The sequence below is a fragment of the Candidatus Polarisedimenticolaceae bacterium genome (assembly GCA_036275915.1).
Lineage (GTDB): Bacteria > Acidobacteriota > Polarisedimenticolia > Polarisedimenticolales > DASRJG01 > DASRJG01.
Window position 1 is genome coordinate 1 of the sequence record DASUCV010000014.1, and the last position, 14,123, is coordinate 14,123.

At 69.4% G+C, this 14,123-nt stretch carries 14 protein-coding genes; 6 read left to right on the plus strand and 8 right to left on the minus strand.

Features of this window, described 5'->3' with window-relative positions; genetic code table 11:
- Positions 1-132 precede the first annotated feature (132 nt).
- The 6 genes from VFV19_11610 (at position 133) to trxB (ending at position 6,729) form a co-directional block, all read left to right on the plus strand.
- The gene (locus VFV19_11610; GenBank protein ID HEX4824946.1) at positions 133-1,155 is read left to right on the plus strand and encodes a 6-phosphofructokinase; all 1,023 of its coding nucleotides are present in this window, start codon (positions 133-135) and stop codon (positions 1,153-1,155) included.
- A gap of 10 nt (positions 1,156-1,165) precedes the next feature.
- Positions 1,166-2,197, plus strand: coding sequence for a galactose-1-phosphate uridylyltransferase (galT, locus tag VFV19_11615; protein ID HEX4824947.1), 1,032 nt, complete (start codon positions 1,166-1,168; stop codon positions 2,195-2,197).
- A gap of 88 nt (positions 2,198-2,285) precedes the next feature.
- Positions 2,286-4,079, plus strand: a complete 1,794-nt coding sequence (locus tag VFV19_11620; protein HEX4824948.1) for an ATP-binding protein — start codon at positions 2,286-2,288, stop codon at positions 4,077-4,079.
- Entirely contained in the window at positions 4,072-4,437 is a 366-nt protein-coding gene (locus tag VFV19_11625; GenBank protein ID HEX4824949.1) for a response regulator, read from the plus strand. Before VFV19_11620 ends, VFV19_11625 begins: the two co-directional genes overlap by 8 nt.
- On the plus strand, positions 4,437-5,681 hold the full coding sequence (gene glgC / locus VFV19_11630) for a glucose-1-phosphate adenylyltransferase (GenBank protein HEX4824950.1): 1,245 nt from the start codon (positions 4,437-4,439) through the stop codon (positions 5,679-5,681). The genes VFV19_11625 and glgC overlap by 1 nt, the downstream gene beginning before the upstream one ends.
- Before the next feature lie 103 nt (positions 5,682-5,784).
- Positions 5,785-6,729 carry a thioredoxin-disulfide reductase gene (gene trxB, locus VFV19_11635; protein ID HEX4824951.1) on the plus strand — a complete coding sequence of 315 codons (945 nt, stop codon included), beginning with the start codon at positions 5,785-5,787 and terminating at the stop codon, positions 6,727-6,729.
- A gap of 33 nt (positions 6,730-6,762) precedes the next feature.
- On the opposite strand, the gene VFV19_11640 is transcribed toward trxB, so the two are convergent.
- The 8 genes from VFV19_11640 to VFV19_11675 all read right to left on the minus strand — a co-directional run bounded on the left by VFV19_11640 (position 6,763) and on the right by VFV19_11675 (position 14,079).
- Positions 6,763-7,905 carry an FAD-dependent monooxygenase gene (locus tag VFV19_11640; protein ID HEX4824952.1) on the minus strand — a complete coding sequence of 381 codons (1,143 nt, stop codon included), beginning with the start codon at positions 7,903-7,905 and terminating at the stop codon, positions 6,763-6,765.
- Positions 7,902-8,597, minus strand: coding sequence for a methyltransferase domain-containing protein (locus VFV19_11645; GenBank protein ID HEX4824953.1), 696 nt, complete (start codon positions 8,595-8,597; stop codon positions 7,902-7,904). The genes VFV19_11640 and VFV19_11645 overlap by 4 nt, the downstream gene beginning before the upstream one ends.
- A gap of 7 nt (positions 8,598-8,604) precedes the next feature.
- Positions 8,605-9,888, minus strand: coding sequence for a beta-ketoacyl-[acyl-carrier-protein] synthase family protein (locus VFV19_11650; protein HEX4824954.1), 1,284 nt, complete (start codon positions 9,886-9,888; stop codon positions 8,605-8,607).
- Between the two features lie 14 nt (positions 9,889-9,902).
- Complete coding sequence (locus tag VFV19_11655) at positions 9,903-11,063, minus strand: hypothetical protein (protein HEX4824955.1); 1,161 nt, start codon at positions 11,061-11,063, stop codon at positions 9,903-9,905.
- Between the two features lie 119 nt (positions 11,064-11,182).
- On the minus strand, positions 11,183-12,142 hold the full coding sequence (locus VFV19_11660; protein ID HEX4824956.1) for a DUF3617 family protein: 960 nt from the start codon (positions 12,140-12,142) through the stop codon (positions 11,183-11,185).
- Between the two features lie 31 nt (positions 12,143-12,173).
- Complete coding sequence (locus VFV19_11665) at positions 12,174-12,431, minus strand: ferredoxin family protein (protein ID HEX4824957.1); 258 nt, start codon at positions 12,429-12,431, stop codon at positions 12,174-12,176.
- 15 nt (positions 12,432-12,446) lie between these two features.
- Positions 12,447-13,196 (minus strand): 2,3-diphosphoglycerate-dependent phosphoglycerate mutase, encoded by a 750-nt coding sequence (gpmA, locus tag VFV19_11670; protein ID HEX4824958.1) that lies wholly within the window; start codon positions 13,194-13,196, stop codon positions 12,447-12,449.
- 28 nt (positions 13,197-13,224) lie between these two features.
- Positions 13,225-14,079, minus strand: a complete 855-nt coding sequence (locus VFV19_11675) for a phosphatase PAP2 family protein (protein ID HEX4824959.1) — start codon at positions 14,077-14,079, stop codon at positions 13,225-13,227.
- Between the last annotated feature and the right edge of the window lie 44 nt (positions 14,080-14,123).

The following is a 14,123-nucleotide window of genomic DNA, read 5'->3' on the forward strand; positions in this document are numbered from 1 at the left end:
TACCCCTCACACACTCCTCAACCTTGGGAGTGTGTGAGGGGTAGCACCCTTCTCTCTTGGGGTGACCTTCGTCTCTAGAAGAAAAAGCAGAATGTCCCCATTAGAATGTCCGGCCTTCGCAAAGGAGATCCGATGGCGACCGTGGGGATCCTCACAGGGGGCGGCGACGCGCCGGGCTTGAACGCGGTGATTCGCGCCGTCGTGCGCCGGTCGCTGCCGCGCGGTTACCGGATGCTCGGCCTCCGGCACGGCTGGAAGGGTCTCCTCGAGAAGGACACGGTGGAGCTCGATTCGCACGCCGTCTCCGGCATCCTCCATCGCGGCGGCACGATCCTCGGCACGTCGCGGACGAACCCGTACAAGTCGCAGGACCAGGCGAAGAAGGCCGAGGAGAACTTCCGCGCGCTGAAGCTCGACGCGCTCGTCGCGATCGGCGGGGAGGACACCCTCGGCGTCGCGGCCAAGCTGTCGGCCGCGGGGTTCCCCGTCGTCGGCGTGCCGAAGACGATCGACAACGACCTGTCGGGCACCGACATGACGTTCGGGTTCGACACGGCGGTGGCGATCGCGACCGAGGCGATCGATCGCCTCCACTCGACCGCCGAGTCGCACGACCGCGTCATCGTCTGCGAGGTCATGGGTCGCCACGCCGGGTGGATCGCCCTGCACGCGGGGATGGCGGGCGGCGCCGACTACACGCTCGTCCCGGAGCGGCCGATCGATCTCGAGGCGGTGTGCGCCGCGATCCTGCGCCGCCGCGAGCGCGGACTGAACTTCTCGATCATCGTCGCCGCCGAAGGGGCGGAGATGGCCGAAGGGGCGGTGACGAAGGACGCCGAGAAGGACGCCTTCGGCCACGTGAAGCTCGGCGGGATCGGCGCGCGGCTCGCCGAGGCGATCGAGAGGAGGACCGGGTGCGAGACGAGGTCGGTCCAGCTCGGCCACGTGCAGCGCGGCGGCACGCCGACGGCGTTCGACCGCTGGCTCGGCTCGCGCTACGGCCTCCTCGCCGCCGACCTCGTCCACGAGAAGCGCTTCGGCATGATGGCGGCGTTCACGGGGGGCGAGTTCAAGGCCGTTCCGCTCGGCGTCGTCAAGGACTTGAAGACCGTGCCCGCGGAGACGATCGACCTCGCCGCCGCCCTCTTCGCCTGAAGGAGAACGGATGTCCGAGCTGCGTCACGACCCGCTGTCGAAGCGATGGGTGATCATCGCGGGGGAGCGGAGCCGCCGCCCCGAGGACCTTTCCGCGCCGGAGGCGGCGCCTCACGACCGTGGCTTCTGCCCGTTCTGCCCCGGAAATGAGGACAAGACCCCTCCCGAGATCGCCGCGCGCCGCCCGAACGGGGGCCCGGCGAACGGCTCGGGATGGACGGTCCGGATCATCCCGAACAAGTACCCCGCGCTTTCCATCGAAGGCGACCTCGCACGGCAGGGGATGGGGCTCTACGACAAGATGCGCGGGGTCGGGGCGCACGAGGTCGTCGTCGAGTCGCCCCAGCACGACCTCCACGTCGCCGACATGGACCTACCGCAGCTCGAGGACGTGCTCGCGATGTGCCAGGACCGTATCCGCGACCTGGCGCGCGATCCGAGATTCAAATACGTCCTGCTCTTCAAGAACCACGGGGTGGCGGCGGGCGCGACGGTCGCGCACCCCCACATGCAGCTCATCGCGACGCCGGTGACCCCGCGCGCGATCGCGGTCGAGCTCGAATCGGCCCGCGAGCACTTCCACCTGAAGGAGCGCTGCATCTTTTGCGACCTCATCCAGCAGGAGATCGACGCCCGCGAGCGGATCGTCTCGATGGACGAGCATTTCGTCGTCATGACGCCGTTCGCCTCGCGCTTCCCCTTCGAGCTCCTCGTCATCCCGCGCCCGCACAATCACGCCTTCACCGACGAGCCGCGCGACCGCATGGCGGCCTTGGCGAGGACCCTGAAGGAGACACTGGCGCGCCTGAAGAGCGTCCTCCGGGATCCTCCCTACAATTTCGTCCTCCACGCCGCGCCGAACACCGACACCCTCGTCAGGCGGCGCCATTTCTGGGACACGCTCGCCTTCGATTTCCACTGGCACATCGAGATCCTGCCCCGCCTGACCCGCGTCGCCGGCTTCGAGTGGGGGACCGGCTTCTATGTGAACCCGACCGCTCCGGAAGAGGCCGCCGCTTTCCTTCGCGATGCCGTGATCTGAGCGGGTGTCGCGGGTACAATCGTAGCTTCCGCAGGAGGGGGATCAGCCGTGGCCGCTACCGGCGCGCGATCGACGCGCAGGAGAGGCGATGGAGACCGGTCCGCAGCAGCTCGACGAGCATGCCCGCTTCGAGGCGTTCTTCCCCGGAAGCGCGGATGACTTCCTGCGGCTCCTCGGCGCGTGGTCGATCCCGTTCGCGCTCCTCGACGACCGCGGCGCGATCCTCTTCTGGAACCGAGGCGCCGCGCGCTTCTATGGGCGAGCCGAAGACGAGGTCCTGGGGCACCCGTTCGCGGAGATCGTCGCCGAGGTCGCGCGCGTGCCGCAGGCTCCGGTGCCGGGAGTCCGGACGCAGCGTTACGAGGCGTCGCACCGGAGGGCGTCGGGGGAAGATCTCGCCGTCATCGTGACCCGTACCGAGCTGTCGGCCCCCGACGGCACGGAGGGCGCGTTCGTCCTCGTCACCGACCTGACCGCGAACAAGCGGCTCGAGCGCGGGCTCGCGCGCCGCGTCGCGCAGCTCTCGGTCATCCGCGAGATCGGCGAGTGCCTTCAGTCGGCGATGGGCCTCGAGCAGATCCTGAGGACGATCCTCGTCGGCGCCACGGCGAGCCAGGGCCTGAGGTTCAACCGCGCGTTCCTGCTGCTCGTCGACGAGCGCCGGGGCGAGCTGCGCGGGCGGGAGGCGATCGGTCCCGCCGATGCCGGCGAGGCGCAGCGGATCTGGTCGCGCCTCGCGGCCTCCTCGCACACGCTCCGCGAGCTGGTCGATCAATTCGAGGGCGAGGTCGACGGCGCGCCGTCGCGGGTCCTGGCGATCGCGCGCCAGCTCGTCGCGAAGCTCGACGACGAGGACGCGTTCGTGATCCGGGCGCTCCGGCGCCACGCGACGACGCGGGTCGAGAGCGGCCGCGTGCTCGGCGTCGACGAGCCGGTCCCCGAGCGGATCACCCAGATTCTGGGCATCGACACCTTCGTCGCCGTCCCGCTGACCGCCGAGGGGAGGCCGGTCGGCCTCCTCCTCGCGGACAACGCGATCACGGGGCGCGGGATCGCCGGCGAGGACATCGCGATCCTCGAGCTCTTGGGCCTCCAGGCGGCGCACGCGATCGAGAGGGCGCGCCTCACCGACGAGCTGGCGCGCCAGGTCGCCTCGCTCGCCGCCGCGACGCAGGAGCTCCGCCAGAACCAGGAGCGGATGGTCCTGAACGAGCGCCTCTCGGCGATCGGCGAGATGGCGGCCCACGTCGCGCACGAGATCCGGAACCCGCTCGTCGCGATCGGCGGCTTCGCCCGCTCGCTGCTCGAGCGCGCCCCGCGGGACCGCGAGACGACGGACGCCCTGGCGATCATCGTCGACGAGGTCCGGCGCCTCGAGTCGATCGTCCGCGACGTCCTCGACTTCTCGCGCCCCGCGTCGCCGAAGATCGCTCCGGTCGACATGAGCCGCCTCGTCCTCGAGGCCTACGAGCTGCTCCGCGGCGAGATGGATCACGCCGGGATCCAGGCGTCGGTCGAGGACGCCGACGTGCCCGACGCGGCGGTCGACCGTGACCAGCTCTTCCAGGCGATCGTCAACCTGCTGAGGAACGCCGTCCACGCGATGCCGCGCGGCGGCTCGATCCGGGTGCGCCTCCGCCGGTTCCCGCACGGCGTCGAGGTGGCGATCGCGGACACCGGCATCGGCATGTCGGAGGAGATCCAGGCGCACGCCCTGGAGCCGTTCTACACCACGAAGCACGACGGATCGGGTCTCGGCCTGACGATCGCGTCGCGCATCGTCCGGGACCATCACGGCGAGATCCGGATCAAGAGCAAGGAAGGCGAGGGAACGACGGTCCTGCTGCGTCTCCCCGCCGTACCGGAGGGCGACGATGTCTAAGATTCTGGTCATCGAAGACGAGAAGAACTTGCGTATCCTGTACAAGCAGGACCTGGAGCGTGACGGGTTCGAGGTGGTGACCGCGGCGACGGCGCGGGAAGGACTGGCGATGATCGAGAGCGAGGAGCCCGATCTGGTCGTGATGGACATCCGCCTTCCGGGCATGGACGGCCTGGAGGCGATGAGCCATCTCCTCGACCGGCGGCCGAAGCTCCCGATCGTCCTCAACTCCGCCTACTCGTCCTACAAGGACAGCTTCATGAGCTGGTCGGCGGATGCGTACGTCGTCAAGTCGGCCGACACGGGGGATCTGCGCGCGCGCGTCCGAGAGCTCGTGACCGCGCGCGCCGGGGCTTGATGACGCATCGGCGGCGGACGATTCTGGGGGACGCGCTCGCGATCGTGATGGCCGGCGGCCAGGGCGAGCGCCTCTATCCGTTGACGCGCGACCGGGGGAAGCCCGCGGTGCCGTTCGGCGGCACCTACCGGGTCATCGACTTCACCCTGTCGAACTGCCTCAACTCGGGGCTCCGGAAGATCTACGTCCTGACGCAGTACAAGTCGGGGAGCCTCGAGCGCCACGTCCGCATCGGCTGGGGGCCGCTCTTTTCCGACGAGCTGGACGAGTACATCCAGTGCGTCCCCCCGCAGCTCCGCATCGGCCAGCGCTGGTACCAGGGGACCGCCGACGCGGTCTACCAGAACGTCTACCTGCTCGAGCAGGAGCGGCCTCGCTACGTCCTTATCCTCTCCGGCGACCACGTCTACAAGATGGACTACGCCAAGCTCATCGAGTTCCACGAGGAGAAGGGCGCGATCGCGACCGTGGCCGCCGTCGAGGTGCCGGTCGGCGACGCGTCGTCGTTCGGCGTCATCGCCGTCGACGAGGAGAACCGCATCACGCGCTTCGAGGAGAAGCCCGCGACCCCGACGCCGGTCCCCGGACGGCCCGACACGGCGCTCGTCAACATGGGCGTCTACGTCTTCGACACCGACACGCTCGTCCGCGCGCTCGCCGCCGACGCGCGCCAGGAGAGCCGGCACGACTTCGGCCACGACATCCTCCCCGGCCTCGTCCCCGGCGGCGGGCTCTTCGTCTACCCGTTCGTCGACGAGAACAAGAAGAGCGCGCGCTACTGGCGCGACATCGGCACGCTCGACTCGTACTACGAGGCGAGCATGGACCTCGTCGCCGTCGAGCCGGTGTTCAACCTCTACGACAAGGAGTGGCCGATCCGCACGATGGCGCGCTACCTGCCCCCGGCGAAGACCGTCTTCGCCCAGGAGGAGCCCGGCGGCCGTCTCGGCATCGTGCTCGACTCGCTCGTCTCGGGCGGCGTCATCGTGAGCGGCGGACGCGTGGAGCGGTCGGTCCTCGGCCCCGAGGTCCGCGTCAACTCCTACGCCAAGGTCGCCGACTGTGTGCTCATGGACGGCGTCGACGTCGGCCGCCACGCACGGTTGACGAAGGCGATCGTCGACAAGGGCGTCCGCGTCCCGCCGCACTTCGTCGTCGGCGAGAACGCGGAGGACGACAAGAAGCGCTTCCAGGTGACACCGTCAGGCGTCGTCGTGATCCCGCGCGAAGCGCTTCTGGACTAAGAGGGGACAGCTTCCGAAACTCCCTCCCTTACTTTGGGTGAGTTTCGGAAGCTGTCCCCTCTGCTCTGCTACCATCCTCGGCCGGTCGCACCGAGGAGACCCCATGGCGTTGCACGACGTCGTCATCATCGGATCCGGCCCCGCGGGCCTCACCGCGGCGCTCTACACGGCGCGCGCGAACCTGATGCCGGTCGTCGTCGAAGGGCTTCTCGCGGGCGGCCAGCTCATGCAGACGACCGAGGTCGAGAACTACCCCGGCTTCCCCGGCGGGATCATGGGCCCGGAGCTGATGGAAAAGTTCAAGCTCCAGGCCGCGCGCTTCGGCACGACGTTCATTCCGGGGGACGCCGAGAGCGTCGACTTCACCAAGCGCCCGTTCAAGATCGTCACCGAGAACGGCCCGATCGAAGCGAAGTCGGTCATCATCGCGACCGGCGCGTCACCGAAGACCCTCGACGTTCCCGGCGAGAAGGAGTACGCCGGCCGCGGCGTCTCGTACTGCGCGACCTGCGACGGCTTCTTCTTCCGCAACGAGGAGATCGTGGTCGTCGGCGGCGGCGACACCGCGATGGAAGAGGCGAACTTCCTCACACGCTTCGGCGCGCGAGTGACCGTCGTCCACCGGCGCGACAGCTTCCGCGCCTCGAAGATCATGGCCGAGCGCCTCCTCGCGAATCCGAAAGCTCGCGTCCTCTGGAACTCGGCGGTCGCCGAAGTCAAAGGCGACGGCAAGGTCGTCTCGACCGTCGCGGTGAAGAATCTGAAGACGGGTGAGGTCTCCGACGAACCGTGCAAGGGATTCTTCGTCGCGATCGGCCACATGCCGAACACCGCGATCGTGAAGACGATCCTCCCGCTCGACGCCGAGGGCTACATCGAGCTCGACGGGCCGTCGTCCTACACGAACATCGAAGGTGTCTTCGCCGCCGGCGACGTGCACGACCACGTCTACCGCCAGGCCGTCACCGCCGCCGGCGCCGGCTGCCGTGCCGCGATCGATTGCGAGCGCTGGCTCGCCCACGTGGCTGCGCACGCCGAGACGCGCTAGGACGAACGTACCACCGGTGGTACGCGGGGTTTCCTACCGCGTGCGACTCGCGGCCACGAGCCGCGGCAGCGCGCGCGCTCCCAGCGCAGTTGAAAGAAACGACATCGCGAGCGAAGCCGGCAACGCGTGCTGGAAGAGCCGGCCGATGAGACGGGTGCGCCGGGTCGCCGGAGCGAAGGCTCGGTGCCAAACGCGTTCCCATCCCCGCGCCGCGACGTCGTTCAAACCTCCTCTGGCCGCTGCGTCGAGGACGAACGGGAGCGCCATCTCGGCGCCCAGAAGCGCGTGGGACATCCCTTCGCCCGAGAAGGGATCGACGGTTCCCGCCGCGTCGCCGACGAAGAGGGCGCCCGATGACGCGGCGCGACGCGTCCCGAAACGAAGGGGCCCGACGGTCTTCCATCCCGAGATCGGGGAGAGTCCGCGCAGGCGCTCGGCGAGCAGCGGATTCGTCATCATACGCTCGCGCAGGAGGCGATCGGGCTTGCCGCCCGAGCGATGGAGCGCGCGCACCGTCGCGATGAGCGCGAGGTTCAGGCGGCCGCCCTCCACGGGACCTAGGCCCGCGTAGCCGCCTTCGAAGACGAAGAGCTCGATGCGGCCGCCGAGACCGCTCGTGGCGTCGGGAAAATGAGCTTGGAACCCGAACCACGATCGCGACGTCGTCTTGAGCGGATCGCCGTGACGCGGATGAAGGGCGCGTTGAAGCACCGATCGCCTTCCATCCGCGGCGACGACGATCGGCGCCCGGTAGCGCCCACGCTTCGTCGTCACTCCGCTCACGCGTCCACCGTCGACGATCGGCGCGGTCACCGCAGTCTCCTCGTGAACGGCTGCGCCGCGAGCCGCTGCGGTCCGGAGAAGAAGCTCGTCCATGACGGCACGTGTGATGCCGATCCCGGACTGCGGAAGTGGTGACGACGCCGAGCGTCCCGCGGCGTCGGCGAGGAGGCACGCGCTCATCGCGGCCGCGCCGGCCTTCTCGATCGTGGGCAGCACGCCGAGGCGGTCGAGGACGGTGCAGCCCTCCGCCGAGAGGAACTCGCCGCACACCTTGTCGCGGGGGAAGCGCTCGCGCTCGAGGACGATGACGCGCGCGCCCTTCGCGGCGGCGAGGGCCGCGAGCGTGCTCCCCGCGGGGCCTCCGCCGACGACGAGGACGTCGGCGTCGCTCACGCGGGCACCTCGAGGAGGAGCCGGTACGGCCAGCGGTCGCGCACGGCGGCACGCTCGCCGCCGGCGTCCTTCGCGATCGCCGCCAGCTCGGCCTTCGTGAACCCGCGGAGCACCGACAGGGGCGCGTCGTGCACGAACATCGGGTGGCGCCGCGTCAGGCGCGCGCCGAGCCAGATGAACGCCCACGGAATGCCGTGGCGCTCGAGATCGTTCACGAGGACGGCGCGGCGCGCGATCCGCCGGAACTCGCGGATGAGACGGACGGCGTCGGCGTGGACGAAATGGTGGAGGAACATCGACGCGGTGACGACGTCGAAGGCGCCGTCGGCGAACCCGGTCGCGAAGGCGTCGGCTTCGCGGATCGTGATCGAGGGCTCGCCGGCTGCGGCGCTCGCCGCCAGGGCCGCGGTCGATGGGTCGCGGTCGATCCCCACGATCTCGACGCGGCGGCCGAAACGCGCCGCGTCCTGGACGATCGCCATGGGGAGGTCGGCGCCGCCGGTGCCCACGTCGAGGATGCGCGTCGTGCCGTCGGCGCGCAGGTAGGGGCGCACGGCCTCGACGACGACGCGCGAGCCGCCGAGCCAACGGTTGACCTTGCGGATGTCCGCGAGCGCGCCGGCGAGGTCTTCCTTGCGGTTGTCCGGGCGGTCCATCCACTCGGGGTCGTGACGCCGCGCGGGGACGAGCACGGCGGGATCAGGCGGCGTCGGCGCGGAGGACGAGGGCGGCGTTCTTCGAGCCGAAGCCGATGCAGTTGCAGAGCACCGTCTCGGCTCGCCGCTCGCGTCCGGCGCCGGGGATGACGTCGAGATCGCACTCGGGATCGGGGACCTCGCGGTTGATCGTCGGCGGCAGGAACGAGTCGCGCATCGCGAGGATCGACACGGCGACGCCGCCCGCGCCGCACGCCCCCTGCGGATGGCCGATCATCGACTTCAGACTCGAGGCGGGGATGTCCGCCGCGCGCGCGCCGAAGACGCGCTTGACCGCGCGCGTCTCGATGCGGTCGTTGAGCTGCGTCGACGTGCCGTGGAGGTTCAGGTAGTCGACGTCGGAGGGCCCGATGCCGGCGTCTTCGAGAGCGAGGTTCATCGCGCGCGCGGGCTCCTCGCCGTTCTCGTCGAGGCGCACGCGGTGGAACGCCTCGCAGGTCGCGCCGTAGCCCAGGATCTCGGCGTAGACGCGGGCGCCGCGTGCGCGCGCGCGGTCGCGCTCCTCGAGGACGAGCATCCACGAGCCCTCGGCGAGGACGAAGCCGTCGCGGTCCTTCGAGAACGGACGCGAGGCGCGCGCCGGCTCGTCGTTCCACCCCGTCGACATGATCTTCATGAGGCAGAATCCGGTCACGATCCCCGGACCGATCGGCGAGTCGGAGCCGCCGACGAGCACGCGGTCGGAACGGCCGTAGCGGATGAGCGACATCGCGTGGCCGATCGCGTCGGTCGACGACGTGCAGCCGGTCGAGATGACGTGCGACGGGCCGCGCAGGGAGAACTTCATCGACAGCTCGCTCGACAGCGAGCCGGGCGTCGACGAGGGGATCGTGTAGAGGCTGACGCCCTTCGGGTCGTCGAGGTAGTACTGGCGGAACTGCCTCTCGATGAACTCGAGCCCCGCGCCCCCCGAGCCGATGACGACGCCGAAGCGGCGCCGCTCGGGCAGCTCCATCGCCAGCGGGTCGAGCCCCGCGTCCTCGAGCGCTTCGGACGACGCCTTGAGCGCGAGCGGCACGACGCGCGGCACGTGCTTGAGATCGTTCGATGAGAGGACGTCCGCGGGATCGAAGCCGTCGACGATCCCGGCGATGCGTGTGGGCAGATGCGAGACGTCGAAGGCGGTGATCGGTTTGACGCCGCTCACACCTCCGCGCACGGCGGACCAGAAGGCCTCGCGGCCGACGCCGTTGGGAGAGACCGCGCCGATGCCCGTGACGACGACTCGGCGGCCCTGAACGGGACGCTCGCTCTCTGATGGGACCATGCCGGGCCAGTCTATCAGGGGTGCGGCGCCCCGTCCGTCAGGGCGCCGGCGCGCAGGAGCTTCAAGTTCACGGCGGCGCGGACGAAGCCGGGATCGAGCGCGAGTGCGTGCACGAACGACGAGTCGGCGGAAATGGCGTCTCCCGCGAGCGCCTGCGCGTAGCCGAGGTTGCTCCACGCACGTGCGTTCTCCGGGCTCTTGCGGACGACGTCGCTCCAGAACGCCGTCTCGGACAGGTACACCTCGTTGCGCCGGGCCGTCGCCGTCCCCAGCACGATCGCGAGCGTCGCCGCGGCCGCGAGGCGCGCGCGATCGGACGCGATCCTCGCCAGCGCGACGCCGAGGATCCACGCCGGCCCGATGAGCGCGACGTAGATCTCCCGGTCATTCACGACGTCGAAGCGCGGCAGGAACGAGTTCGTCGGCGCGAGCCAGAGGAAGAACCAGAGGATGCCGAATGCGATTGCCGGACGGCGCCGGAGCGAGGCGATCCCGAGCGCGAGGAGGAGGACGATCGCGATCCCCACGATCCACGAGCCCGTCGCAGGGAGTCGCGGATCCGCGTTCAGGAGATCGGGGCGGACCGCTTGGCGCGCGAGGTACGGGATCGCGACCGATTGCGCGGCGAGGTTCGCGCCGATCGAGCGAATCGACATGCTCGTGGCGAGGAGGAGGCGATACGAGGGACTTGCGATGGCCGCGATGGCGGCGGCCACGACGATCGCGAGATGGGGGAGAAGTCGAGAGGCCCGTCCCGGGTTTCTGAAGCTGTCCCCTAGCACGATCGCCAGCGGGACGACGATGACGTACTCCTTCACGGCGAGGCCGAGCGCGAAGAGGAGAGGGGAGAGCACGTGCACGTGCCCGCGTTCCCAGGCGACGAGGCTTCCGAGCGCGAAGAGCGCGGCGAGCGAGGTCGATCGGCCAGACACGTACGTGACCGCCTCGGTCTGCACCGGGTCGAGCGCGAAGACGATCGCGGCGACCGCGGCGGCGAATTGGTTGCGCCGCTCCAGCAGCAGCCAGACCAGGACCGCGTTCGCCGCGTGGATCGCGACATTGAGAGCGTGGAACGAAGCGGGGCCGGAGCCGAGCGCGTTCTGGACGGCGAACGAGAGCTTGAGGAGCGGACGGATGCCGGGCATCGACGCCGCCCACGCGGCGAGCCCGTGCACGCGCGGGTCGTGGACGATGACCGTCCAGTCGTCGAACTGGAACGGGCCGGGAAGAGCGGTAGCGAAGGCGGCCGCGACCGCGGCGGCGAGGCACGCGGGGACGGCCCAGCGGGGAAGGCTCAGGGCCAGAGGCCCTTGAGCGCCTTCTTCGCCTTCTTGCCAGCCGACTCGGGCTTCTGGTCCTGGCCCTTGTCGGACTTGGCCGCTGTCATGACGTCCTTCGCGTAGGTTCCGCAGAACTGGCCGATCTCGGTCTGATAGAAGGTGGTGCCTTCACGTCCCGCGCACTCGGCCTTGGCGATCGCCGTCGTCTGCTCGGGGCAGTTCGGTCCGAGGAACTTCAGGTCGCGCGGGTTCATCGCTTCGGTGCAGAGCTTCGCGTGGATGTCGTCGAGCTTGACCGCGCAGTAGGACGCGATGTCGGCCTTGCCGTAGGGCGCCCCCATCGTGTTCTGGGCGACGGCTGTGAAACCCTCGCGGGTCTGGATGCGGTCGCAGAAGGCGGTCTTCTGGGCCGGGTCGGTGCAGAAGCTGCCCGGCATCGTCATGTACATGAGGTTCGAGGTCTGGATCGCGGTCTGGCAGGTCTGCGTCTTGGCGTCCGTCATCTGCTGGTTCGCGGCAGCGGCCTGCGCCTCAGCGTGCGCGATCGTGGCCGCCTGCTTCTGCTTCGCGGCCGCGACGTCGCACTCCCCGATCTTCTTGCCCGAGAGCTTCATCGTCATGTCGCCCTGCTTGGCGTGGAACCTCATCGAGCCTTGATAGCTGTCGGGGCTCGTGCGCGTGATCTCGCCCTCGCCGGTCATCGACTCGGAGTCGCACTTGATCTTCCACGACGTCTTGGTCGGCGTGTTGACGACGTCGTACATCGTGCAGCCGTGATCGTCGCCGCCGACCGGTGGCTTCGACCAGCCCCGGTCGGCGCAGACCTGCGCCGTGTGGGCCGGCATCGTCATGCCCTGCATCGACATCTCGGAGGTCGACTCCCAGAGGTCGCCCTTTTCGACGGGAGCGTCCGCCGCCGAAGCCGCGGCGGTTGCGAGCAGAAGTATGCCGGCGAGTGCGATCGCGCGCGTCATGAGACCACCTCCCCCTGAGTTGGGGAGGATTCTACTTGAAGTAGTCGGCGTTCTTCTGCGTGAAGTGCTTCCACTTCTCGGGGACGTTATCGGCCTCGAAGATCGCCTCGACAGGGCAGGCCGGCTCGCACGCGCCGCAGTCGATGCACTCGACCGGGTTGATGTAGAGCATCTCGGCGTTGGTGAAGGCGTCTTCCTTCTTGGTCGGGTGGATGCAATCGACCGGGCAGACGTCGACGCAGGCGCTGTCCTTGGTGCCGATGCACGGCTCGGTGATGACGAACGTCATGGACTCAGTCTCCCCTTACGACGACTTGCGGCCCTGATGGGCGACCGCCTCGGCCGCGCGCCTCGCCGCATCCTCGTCGCCGAGATAGTAATGCCGGATGGGGGCCAGGCTCCCGTCCAGCTCGTAGACCAGTGGGATCCCCGTCGGGATGTTGAGCTCGACGATCTCCGCGTCCGAGACGCCGTCGAGATACTTCACGAGGGCGCGGAGCGAGTTCCCGTGGGCCGCGATCAGCACCTTGCGGCCGGCCGCGACCTGGGGCGCGATGACGTCCTTCCACGCCGGCAGGAAGCGCTTCACCGTGTCGGCGAGCGACTCGGCGAGCGGGATCTCGGAGGCGGTGAGGGCGGCATAGCGCGGGTCGTTCCCGGGCCAGCGCGGGTCGCTCCGGGTCAACGCCGGCGGAGGCGTCGCGTAGCTCCGCCTCCAGATCTTGACCTGCTCGTCGCCGTACTTGGCCGCGGTCTCGGCCTTGTTCAGGCCCTGGAGCGCGCCGTAGTGACGCTCGTTCAGCCGCCAGTCGCGGTGGACCGGGATCCACATGAGGTCCATCGCGTCGAGCGTGAGCCAGAGGGTGCGGATCGCCCGCTTGAGGACCGAGGTGTAGGCGACGTCGAAGGTGTAGCCGCCGTCCCTCAGGAGCGCGGCGGCCCGCTTCGCCTCGTCGTACCCCTGGGGCGAGAGATCGACGTCGGTCCATCCGGTGAACCGGTTCTCGAGGTTCCAGGAGCTCTGGCCGTGGCGAAGGAGGACGACCTTATGCATGGGGCGCGCATTGTAGCGCTTGGCGCCCCTACCACTGCCTCTCGTAGCCGACCCCCCAGCCTTGCGTCGCGGGGTCGTAGACGGGGGTGAGATGCCGGTACCAGTCGTCGCGCTGGGCGCCGTCTCGGGCCATGACCATCTCGCCCATGCTGTGGCCGAGCGTCGCCCCGACGAGGACGTCCGACGGGTAGTGCTGGCCGACGGCGATGCGCGCGAGGCCGATCAGGGTGGCGGTGCTGTACGCGACCCAGGGGACCCACTTGTGCGTGTCGTGGTACTGCTCGGCGAAGACCGTCGCGACCGAGAACGCGACCGCGGCATGGCCCGAGGGGAATGAGCCCGATCGAGGCTTGCCCCATTGGAAGAACGCCCCCGTGCTCTGGGGCCCGGGGCGGGTCCGCGCGGCGACCTCCTTGATGACGATCGTCCAGAGACCGACGTCCAGGATCGCCTCGCTGGACAGGCTCGCGGCCGAGGCCAGATCGTCGTTGCCCGCCTTGCGGGACGCGAGATAGGTCACGCCGAGCATCGCGGCGACCACCGGCGCGTTCCCGAACGTCGTGAGATCGTGCGACGCGGAAATCTGCCAGGCGCTGCGGTCGCTGGCGAAGTCGCTCTGGCGGGTCGGGTCCAGGCCCCCGCCGTTGCCCTTCGAGTTCGCGCCGAGGAAGAGCCCGGCGAGGATCGGCGCGTAGAACTGCGGCCGGCGGACCTCGTTCGGGAGCCACTCCTTGAAGAGGAATTTCTGGTCGTAGGCGAACCGCTTGAAGAGATTCGTCCGCCAGTACGGGCGATCGGCCTCTTGAACGGGGTCCGCGGCCACGGCCGGCACGGCCGCCGCGATGGCGAGGAGGGCGGCGAGGAGGCCGGAGCGAACACGCACGTGGGGAATCTAGGGTCTTAACCCTAACAGAAGCTAACGCAGGG